Raw genomic sequence first — 7,610 nt, forward strand, 5'->3', positions numbered from 1 at the left:
GCTGCCCCGCCGGGCCTTTGATGCGCTGCACGCCTCGGAACTCACGCACGGGACGGTCATCGGCGCAGGTCATACGCCCGGTGTACCGGTACGCCACGCTGGTCGGCCGGATCGAGGCGTGGGCGCTGCTGATTCCCGACGTCAGCGACGCCGAACGCCTCGATCGCATCCGTCAGGCGCTGACCGCCGATGACCTGGGCACGGCGGTGCGCTGATGCCGCTGATCAACGTCATCCGGGGCGAGACGGTCCCGGTCGCACCGCTCAACGTCCGTACCCCGTTCGTGAAGCTCCCGATCTGGCTGGTCGTCGTCTGGGAGATCGTCAAGGCCCTCTACTGGACGGTCACGAACTACATCCGGCACTGGTACGCCACGCTGCCGCTGACCGGGCTGACGTGGCTCTACCTGGCTCACGGCTGGCAGGCCCTCGCCTTACTGGTCGGCGGGACCGCGGCTGCGGCGACCGGCTGGTCCTTCGCGCACCGGCCGTCGTGGCTGCGGTTCGGCTGGTGGCCGGCCCTGGCCAAGGTGCGGCGTTTCGTCTATCGGCGGCGGTGGATGGCCGCGATGGTCACCGCGAACCTGTCGATCTCCTACGACAAGCGCACGATCATCCCGCAGATCCGCCGCGTGCGCTGCCGGGCCGGCGGCTGCGACGAAGTCCTGGTCCGCATGGTGACCGGGCAGATCCCGGACGACTTCGCCAAGGCGAGCGAGCGGCTGGCGCAGACGTTCGGGGTCCGTCAGGTCAAGGCCATCCCCGGCCCCAGCTACGGCAGCGTTGTCCTGGTCCTCATGCGCGGCGACACCCTCAGCGAGACCATCGACCCGTTCCCGGTCCCGGCGGTGCCGGACTTCACGGCGCTGCCGATCGGGGTCCAGGAAGACGGCGGCCTCTACCGGCTGCGCCTGTTCGGCACCCAAGTATTGATCGTCGGTGCGACCGGCTCGGGCAAGGGCTCGGCCATCTGGTCCATCGTCCGCGCCCTGGCCGGTGGCGTCGCGGCCGGCGTGGTCGAGGCGTGGTTGAACTGTGGGCGCCAACGTCAAGGCCGTCCAGCGGATGCTCGGCCACGCCTCCGCGGCCATGACGCTCGACGTCTACGCGGACCTCTTCGAGGACGACCTGGACCAGGTCGCGGACCGCCTGGACCAGGCCGCGACTCGCGCGAGCGCGGACCATTTGCGGACCGATCATGCTTCCCCGGCCTTCGACGCGGCCGGCTCGGACGGCTGGGCTACCAGGCCGGGGGACCAAGATGGCGTCGCACTTCACCCGCGAATCTGGGCACGCCGGTGCGCTGTAGAAGGACGAGGATCTCCGGCACGGTGTTCGGCGCTCGTTGGTAAGACGCGGCTTGGTGACGGAGCACTTCCATGGTCAAGCCGGGGTAGAGATCGAGTTGGTCGAGGAGGAAATCGTCGGGATGGATGGCTGCGATGTCGAAGGGCTTGAGGGCCGGCTCGGGGAAGTCGCTGAGGTTGAAGGTGACGATGACTTCGGCGTTGGCGCGTACGGCGGCAGCCAGAATGTGGCGGTCCTTCGGGTGATTCGTCATGCCGTCAATGAGTGACTCGTAGCCGGTGACCAGGGCGTCGGGAAATGACCGACTCATCTGGCCCAGCCGCCGATCGACCCGATCCGGTGGCAGCCCACGCTCGATGAGGTTGCGACGCAGTTCGGCGAAGACGTCCGCCGACCAGAGCGGTCGGTACGCGGAGGCTTCGGCGAGGCGAAGCAGCGTGTCGCAAAGGTAGGCGGGGTAGATCACGCAGGTGTCCAGGAACGCCGGGAACGCCACCATGACCGGCTGTCACCTCGACGGCGGTGAGTCGAGGGTGATCTGGTACAGGTCGTCGTCCTCGGCATCGGCGGCCATCTGGTCGAGGGCGCGGCGGCGTTCGGTGCGGGTGCGTTCGGAGTAGTCGAGGATGTCACGCAGTAGGACTCGTCGGTGTCGGCCGCGCAGGCTGTGCGGAATCTCGCCGTCGGTGAGTAGGCGGACCAGCGTGGGTCGTGAGATGTTGAGCAGGTCAGCGGCTTCTTGGGTGGTCAGCATCGTGTTGTGCGGGGCGATCGAGATGGCCATGCCCTGGGACAGGGCACCGACGACGTCGCGCAGCAGTTCGTAGAGTTCGGCCGGGATGTCGAGCTGCGATCCGTCCGGGCCCACCAGCTTCGCTCGGGCGGGAGCCTGGGCCTCGGCCAGACCGCGCGCGAAGCGCACCAGGTCGGCGGGGTTTTCGGGTGGCAGGACGGTCCGTTCACGCAGGGTGCTCGACATGAAGCCAGCATACCGCTATTCGAAAAATCCGAAATCCGCTACGGCTTGGCGAAGCCCACCGCCCGATAGCCGGGCATACGGCGCTGCAGCGAGACGGCAAGGATCGGCGTCGCCGCATCGTGGTAGTCGTGCACCTCCGCGACGTCCTTGCCGGGCGCCGCGCGGATGACCCGGCCGGCGCATTGGATCAGCAGGCCGTCGAAAGGAGATGGGCCCGGCCAGGAACAGGGTGTCGAGTACGGGTGCGTCGAAACCTTCGCCGATGAACGGCGTGGTACCGATAACCACGATCCCGTCGCCGGCCTTCGCCTCGGCGAGCCGGTCGACTGCAGCACGCCGATCCGCGGCGGTCATGCCGCCCTGCAGCAGGAGCGCTTGATGTCCGCGATCCGCCAGGAGTGAAGCCAGAGTCTCGACATGGGCGACCCGGCGGGTCAGCACGAGACAGTTGCGCCCCTTGGCGAGGGCAGCCGCGACATCGTCGATGATCTGGGCGTTTCGTGCTTCATCACCGGTCAGGGAGCGGTACACGGCCGCCAGTGCGCCCGGTGACGACAGGTTCTGCTCATCAGCCCGGAACTGGGTCTCATCCTCACTACGAAGATCGAGGATCACATGGGTACGAGTCACCCAGCAGCCGGCCGACGAGCCAGCCACTGGCCCACCGCTCGATCTCAAGCACACTGTCCTCGGAAACGATCGTCACCGCGTCACGCATCAACCGGTCCGACAACTACAACTCACGCACCGGACGCTGCGGGTGCCTCAGCTTGGCTCGTCCCGCGGGACGACCACGACTCTTCGGCATGTACCCATCTACCACATCCAGCCCGGGACAACACCCGAGCGACCCGCGGTTCGTGCAATGCCACATCCGCCCTGCGTGAACACGCAGGCCAGGCACGAAGTGGGGCGGGCGGGACTCGAACCCGCGACCGAGGGATTATGAGTCCCCTGCTCTAACCCACTGAGCTACCGCCCCGTACCGGCGGCGATACTATCCCGTGCCCCGCTCCGGCAGCTAGCGATCTATTGCTCCACCAGCGTCTGTGGCAACAATACGATTTGGTGTCGAGGGTCCGTGACCATGTCCGGCGGCTGCAGGTCGACGATCGCGGGGAGGTCCTCCTCGCTCAGGCTGGGTGGCTCCGGGCCGTCCTGGGTGGTGAATTCGGCGAAATTTTCCGGGTTCAGGTCGCTCATCTGTGGTCTCCTTGGTTCAGACTCCGGCCCGGGCGCCCAAGGATGTCAGAACCTGACCGGCCGTGCGCCAGCCGCCGGCCATGGCGCCTTGGATGGACGGACTGTCGCGATGATCACCCGCGACGAAGAGGCCGTCGCCGAGGGCGACCGGCTTGCGCAGGGACGATTGCGGGACCCGGGCGGCGGGCAGGGCGTTCGGGATGCTGATCACGTCGAGCAGGTCCCAGTCGCCGGTCGGGGCGCCGTACATCCGGGCCAGTTCGACGCGGATCACCGCCTCCGAGGCGCTGGACGGGGCGGAGACGCCGACCACGGTGGCGGCGATCAGGCTGCGGCCGCCGGGGGCGTACTCCGGGGCCGCGTTGCTGATCACCACGGTGTTGGCGACGATCTCCCGCCGGTCGCCGTCGAGGAGCAGGATCGGCTCGTCGATCGGGGCGTGGCCGGCACCGAAGTAGAACGTGGTGAGCCCGTGCATGTCCGGCTTGGGCAGCTGCGGGAGCAACCGGGAGGCGGTCACCGGGTCGGTGGCGACGATCACCGCCCGGCAGCGGATCTCACCGCCCTCGGTGACCACGATGCCGGGGCCGACGCTCAGCGTGCGGGCGCCGACCAGCAACTGCGGGAACGGTAGCGGGCCGGCGACGGCGGCCGGCAGCGCGGCCATCCCGGCGGCCGGCACCCCGATGCGGCCGCGGGTGAACGAGCGCAGCATCATCGCTGTCACGTGGCTGGAGGTGTCCAGCGACCGGTCGGCGAAGACGCCGGAGAGGAACGGCCGCAGCACCTCCTCGATCATCCGGTGCGACAGCCCGGCCTTGCGCAGCATCTCCTGGGTGGTGGTCTCCGGGGCGTCCAGCAGCTTCTCGGCCGGGGTGGTGGCGCAGCGGGTGGCCAGCGCTGCGAACTTGAGCCGGTCGGTGAGCGAGCCGACCCCGGACAGCAGCGTCCGCGGGGTGGTCAGCGGCTCGCGCAGCGGGTTCTCCAGGCGGTGCAGGCTGCCGCCGCGGCGCACCAGCACGCCCGCGGTGAGGTAGCGCATCTCCAGCGCGTCCACGTCGACCAGCGCGGGCAGGCGAGGATAGGCGGTGTTCAGCCACTGGAAGCCGCGGTCCAGGTGCCAGCCGTCGACGATCTCGGTCGCGACGCGCCCGCCGAGGCGGTCGGAACCTTCCACGAGCAGCCATTCGACGCCGGCGCGGTCGAGGCGGCGAGCGGCGGACAGCCCGGCGAGCCCGCCGCCGACGATGACGACGTCCACCTCGACCGGCTGCGACATAACCACCTCACTGTGAGCGAACAACGCAGACCCCAGCGTAATCGCGCACTTGGGGCCAAGGAGGCGAAAGAGCAACCCCACCATGGGGTACGGCGGGAGCACCGCGCCACCGTGATCGCGCTCGGAACCGGCCGCTTCCGGTGCGGCGGCTCACGCTCGTACCCCCGCAATCGGGTCTTGATCTCCAGCGCGAGCGGCACGCGGTCCTGAGAAAAAAACGCGAGTGGCGCGCGGGCCGGAGAAAAAGCGCGAGCGGCGCGCAGGCCGGAGAAACAACGCGCGAGCGGCACGCATGGTGGTGGAACAACGGGCAGGCGGCACGCGGGCCGGAGAAACAACAAAGGCCCGCCATGAGCGGGCCCCGAAGTAAAGCTCCCCCGATTGGACTCGAACCAATAACCTGCCGGTTAACAGCCGGCTGCTCTGCCAATTGAGCTACAGGGGATCGTGCTCGTCGCCGGGTTTCCCTGGCGACGGAGAAGAGATTACACGACCACCCGGGCTCCGCGCGAACGGGTATCCCCCGCGCCGCCCTCCGGCGGGTGTGACTGCGGGCAACAGGAGTGAAACACCGGTGCCGGGAGTATCAGCGCGGCAGGATGGGTATGCACGCCCGCAGACGCATGCGCGTCACGACACGGAAGGAGCCGCCATCATGCGCGGAAAGCTCTTGTTCCTCGGCGGTCTCGCGGCGGGCTTCGTCCTGGGCAGCCGGGCCGGCCGCGAGAAGTACGAGGAGATCCGGGCGAACGCCCAGAAGTTCTGGGAGCACCCGACGGTCCAGGAGGCCGCCGGCGTGGCGCAGGCCCAGGCGAACAAGCTGTACACCGAGGGCAAGGACAAGCTGCAGTCGTCCAAGCTCGGCGAGAAGCTGGGCACCACCCACAACACCGACAGCACGTCCACGGACGAGCTCCTGGCGCCGTCGGACACGTTCTCCGGCTCCAGCACCACCAAGGGTCCGGGCGGCACGCTCTGACCGGTTCGACCCCACGGAAGAGGCCGCCTCGTTCGGAGGCGGCCTTTTTCGGTTCTCACTGCGTGGCGCAGGGTTCGCTTTCCGGGACCAGGCCGATGGTGGTCAACTGCCCCATGACGTACGCCAGGTCGGCCGCTGCCGGGCCGTGGCCGTCCACCTCGATGTACTCGGTGCGGGCGGTGTCGGCCGCGAGCAGGTGACGCAGCACCGGCTGCCAGCCGGCCGACGGTTCGGTGATGCGGACGGTGATCACCGACAGGCCGGCGTCGGTGAGCCGGTCGACGCCGGCCTCCGGGGCGGGCCAGTCGCGGACCACCCGGGCCAGGTCCAGGCAGACGCCCAGCCGGTCCTTGTCGACCCGGGTGAGAGCGGCGACGGTGTCCTCCGGGCTGTCCAGCACGTACCCCTGCTGGGGCTGGAATCCGGCGCGAACCGCGCGGCCCACGCGCCAGGCCAGGTCGGCGAGGCGTCCGGAGAGACGGCCGAGGTGGCGGGCGCCGGCGCGTTCCCGGGCGTCGTCCCAGCCCGCGCGGCGGCCCAGGCCGCAGGTGTTGACCGCGCCGCGGACCTCGTCCTCGGGGAGCAGGTCGACCAGGATGCGGGCGAGGTCGAGGGTGTGCTGGAGGCGGGCCGGGTCGCTCCAGTCGGGGATGCCGCCCTCCGCGTCGTCACCGTTCTCCGGGTCACCGTTCGGCGAGGGGTCACCGTTCGGCGAGCCGCAGCCGCCCGTGCCGCTTTCCGCCACACGGGCGCCGCCCGAGCCCTCTCCGGTCATGCGGGAGCCGCCTTCGGTCACACGGGGATCGCCTGTGACGCCTTCCGTAGCGCCGGGACCGGCTCCGGCCGCAGTGCCGGTGGCCTCGCCGCCGCCCTCGGCGTCGGGTCCGCCGCTCAGCGTGAGGACCTCGAGGCTCCGGGCGTCGAGTTCGGCACGCAGCCGGGTACGGGCGCGCCCGTCGTCGACGAGGGCGGCGGCGAGCGGGTGCGGCAGGCGGAGGGCGATGCCCAGCGTGCCGGTCCCGCCGGTGTGCCCGCTCAGACCGGCCCGCAGGTCGGCGGCGGCCGCGTCCAGCATGCGGAACGCCTCGGCGGGGGTCCGCGCTTCGATTAGGCTGACACCGCAGGCGAGGTGCACGATCCGGCCGGAGGGGTGTCGCAGCCGCATCAATTTCCTCCCCGGACGAGTCGACCCGTGCAGGTGCACGTGCATCGGCCCGTGCTGACGCCTCCAGTATGGACCATCCCCGGCACGGTTCCAGATCTACCGTTACCCCGCCGCCCGGATGCCATGGCGCCTCCGTCCTGGAATGTCTTGCTCTCCGGTACGAGCGTGCGGCGCGTCACGGATCACCGGCACACGTGCCGTGCGACAGCGTGACCGGCGGATTCATGATCCGAACCCGTCGTTCCCATAGGTGATCGGCGATCTCTGTGTGCCGGATGACCAGCGGGTGGCGATGTTCCGGCGCACTGCGGAGAGCGTTTTCGGACATCTACATGTGTGCGCTATCTGAACAAATGGACATGCAATGCTCGGCTGCTCGTGCGTATGCCCCGTGCCCTCGCACGGGGCATACGCCTGCCTTGCGCCTGCCGCCGAGCCCGCCGGCCCCCCTTTGATTCCGATGGCCGGCACGACTGGGCCGCCGGACCGCCGCGAGGTGCGCACCCGGCCACGCCCGGCCATCGGCCGGCACCCGGGTCCGCACCCGGGTCGGCCAGCCCACCGCCGAGCGACTCCAGCCCCGGCCCGCCGCCGAGCGAGTCCACCCCCGGCCCGCCGCCGAGCGACTTCAGCCCCGGCCCGCCGCCGAGCGACTTCAGCCCCGGCCCGCCGCCGAGCGACTTCAGCCCCGGCCCGCC

9 protein-coding genes and 2 tRNA genes are annotated in these 7,610 nt (G+C 69.9%); 3 read left to right on the forward strand and 8 right to left on the reverse strand.

All coding sequences use genetic code 11. The annotated features are described in order from the left end of the window. Nucleotides 1-80 precede the first annotated feature (80 nt). Both Asi03nite_RS38710 and Asi03nite_RS35045 read left to right on the forward strand, forming a co-directional pair. Nucleotides 81-215: a hypothetical protein gene (locus tag Asi03nite_RS38710; RefSeq protein ID WP_275409523.1), complete on the forward strand. Its 135-nt coding sequence runs from the start codon at nucleotides 81-83 to the stop codon at nucleotides 213-215. After that, nucleotides 215-1,351: a hypothetical protein gene (locus tag Asi03nite_RS35045; protein ID WP_203684819.1), complete on the forward strand. Its 1,137-nt coding sequence runs from the start codon at nucleotides 215-217 to the stop codon at nucleotides 1,349-1,351. Before Asi03nite_RS38710 ends, Asi03nite_RS35045 begins: the two co-directional genes overlap by 1 nt. Here the strand turns inward: Asi03nite_RS35045 and Asi03nite_RS35050 are convergent. The 7 genes from Asi03nite_RS35050 to Asi03nite_RS35080 form a co-directional block, all read right to left on the reverse strand. After that, nucleotides 1,240-1,806, reverse strand: a complete 567-nt coding sequence (locus Asi03nite_RS35050; protein WP_239103154.1) for a PIN domain-containing protein — start codon at nucleotides 1,804-1,806, stop codon at nucleotides 1,240-1,242. The genes Asi03nite_RS35045 and Asi03nite_RS35050 overlap by 112 nt on opposite strands. Before the next feature lie 9 nt (nucleotides 1,807-1,815). Beyond that, the gene (locus Asi03nite_RS35055) at nucleotides 1,816-2,286 is read right to left on the reverse strand and encodes a helix-turn-helix domain-containing protein (RefSeq protein WP_203684820.1); all 471 of its coding nucleotides are present in this window, start codon (nucleotides 2,284-2,286) and stop codon (nucleotides 1,816-1,818) included. A 15-nt stretch (nucleotides 2,287-2,301) separates the two neighbouring features. Continuing rightward, nucleotides 2,302-2,901: a DEAD/DEAH box helicase gene (locus Asi03nite_RS35060; RefSeq protein WP_239103155.1), complete on the reverse strand. Its 600-nt coding sequence runs from the start codon at nucleotides 2,899-2,901 to the stop codon at nucleotides 2,302-2,304. Nucleotides 2,902-3,194: 293 nt separating this feature from the next. Then, nucleotides 3,195-3,268, reverse strand: a tRNA-Ile gene (locus Asi03nite_RS35065). Between the two features lie 47 nt (nucleotides 3,269-3,315). Next, nucleotides 3,316-3,489, reverse strand: a complete 174-nt coding sequence (locus Asi03nite_RS35070; protein WP_203684821.1) for a hypothetical protein — start codon at nucleotides 3,487-3,489, stop codon at nucleotides 3,316-3,318. 16 nt (nucleotides 3,490-3,505) lie between these two features. Further along, a complete protein-coding gene (locus tag Asi03nite_RS35075; protein WP_203684822.1) occupies nucleotides 3,506-4,768 on the reverse strand; it encodes an NAD(P)/FAD-dependent oxidoreductase in 1,263 nt (420 codons plus the stop codon). 372 nt (nucleotides 4,769-5,140) lie between these two features. After that, a tRNA-Asn gene (locus tag Asi03nite_RS35080) sits at nucleotides 5,141-5,213 on the reverse strand. Nucleotides 5,214-5,423: 210 nt separating this feature from the next. Between Asi03nite_RS35080 and Asi03nite_RS35085 the strand changes: the two genes are divergently transcribed. Beyond that, on the forward strand, nucleotides 5,424-5,747 hold the full coding sequence (locus Asi03nite_RS35085) for a hypothetical protein (RefSeq protein ID WP_203684823.1): 324 nt from the start codon (nucleotides 5,424-5,426) through the stop codon (nucleotides 5,745-5,747). Nucleotides 5,748-5,802: 55 nt separating this feature from the next. Here Asi03nite_RS35085 and Asi03nite_RS35090 read toward each other — a convergent pair whose 3' ends face one another. Further along, nucleotides 5,803-6,912, reverse strand: coding sequence for an IolE/MocC family protein (locus Asi03nite_RS35090; RefSeq protein WP_203684824.1), 1,110 nt, complete (start codon nucleotides 6,910-6,912; stop codon nucleotides 5,803-5,805). Nucleotides 6,913-7,610 lie beyond the last annotated feature (698 nt).

The sequence above is a fragment of the Actinoplanes siamensis genome (assembly GCF_016862395.1).
GTDB lineage: Bacteria > Actinomycetota > Actinomycetes > Mycobacteriales > Micromonosporaceae > Actinoplanes > Actinoplanes siamensis.

Bases quoted from the DNA above. Each gene is read 5' to 3' on its own strand.
- Asi03nite_RS35090 (WP_203684824.1), bottom strand. From the start codon at position 6,912: ATGCGGCTGCGACACCCCTCCGGCCGGATCGTGCACCTCGCCTGCGGT.
- Asi03nite_RS35055 (WP_203684820.1), bottom strand. From the start codon at position 2,286: ATGTCGAGCACCCTGCGTGAACGGACCGTCCTGCCACCCGAAAACCCC.
- Asi03nite_RS35050 (WP_239103154.1), bottom strand. From the start codon at position 1,806: ATGGTGGCGTTCCCGGCGTTCCTGGACACCTGCGTGATCTACCCCGCC.
- Asi03nite_RS35070 (WP_203684821.1), bottom strand. From the start codon at position 3,489: ATGAGCGACCTGAACCCGGAAAATTTCGCCGAATTCACCACCCAGGAC.
- Asi03nite_RS35045 (WP_203684819.1), top strand. From the start codon at position 215: ATGCCGCTGATCAACGTCATCCGGGGCGAGACGGTCCCGGTCGCACCG.
- Asi03nite_RS35085 (WP_203684823.1), top strand. From the start codon at position 5,424: ATGCGCGGAAAGCTCTTGTTCCTCGGCGGTCTCGCGGCGGGCTTCGTC.
- Asi03nite_RS35075 (WP_203684822.1), bottom strand. From the start codon at position 4,768: ATGTCGCAGCCGGTCGAGGTGGACGTCGTCATCGTCGGCGGCGGGCTC.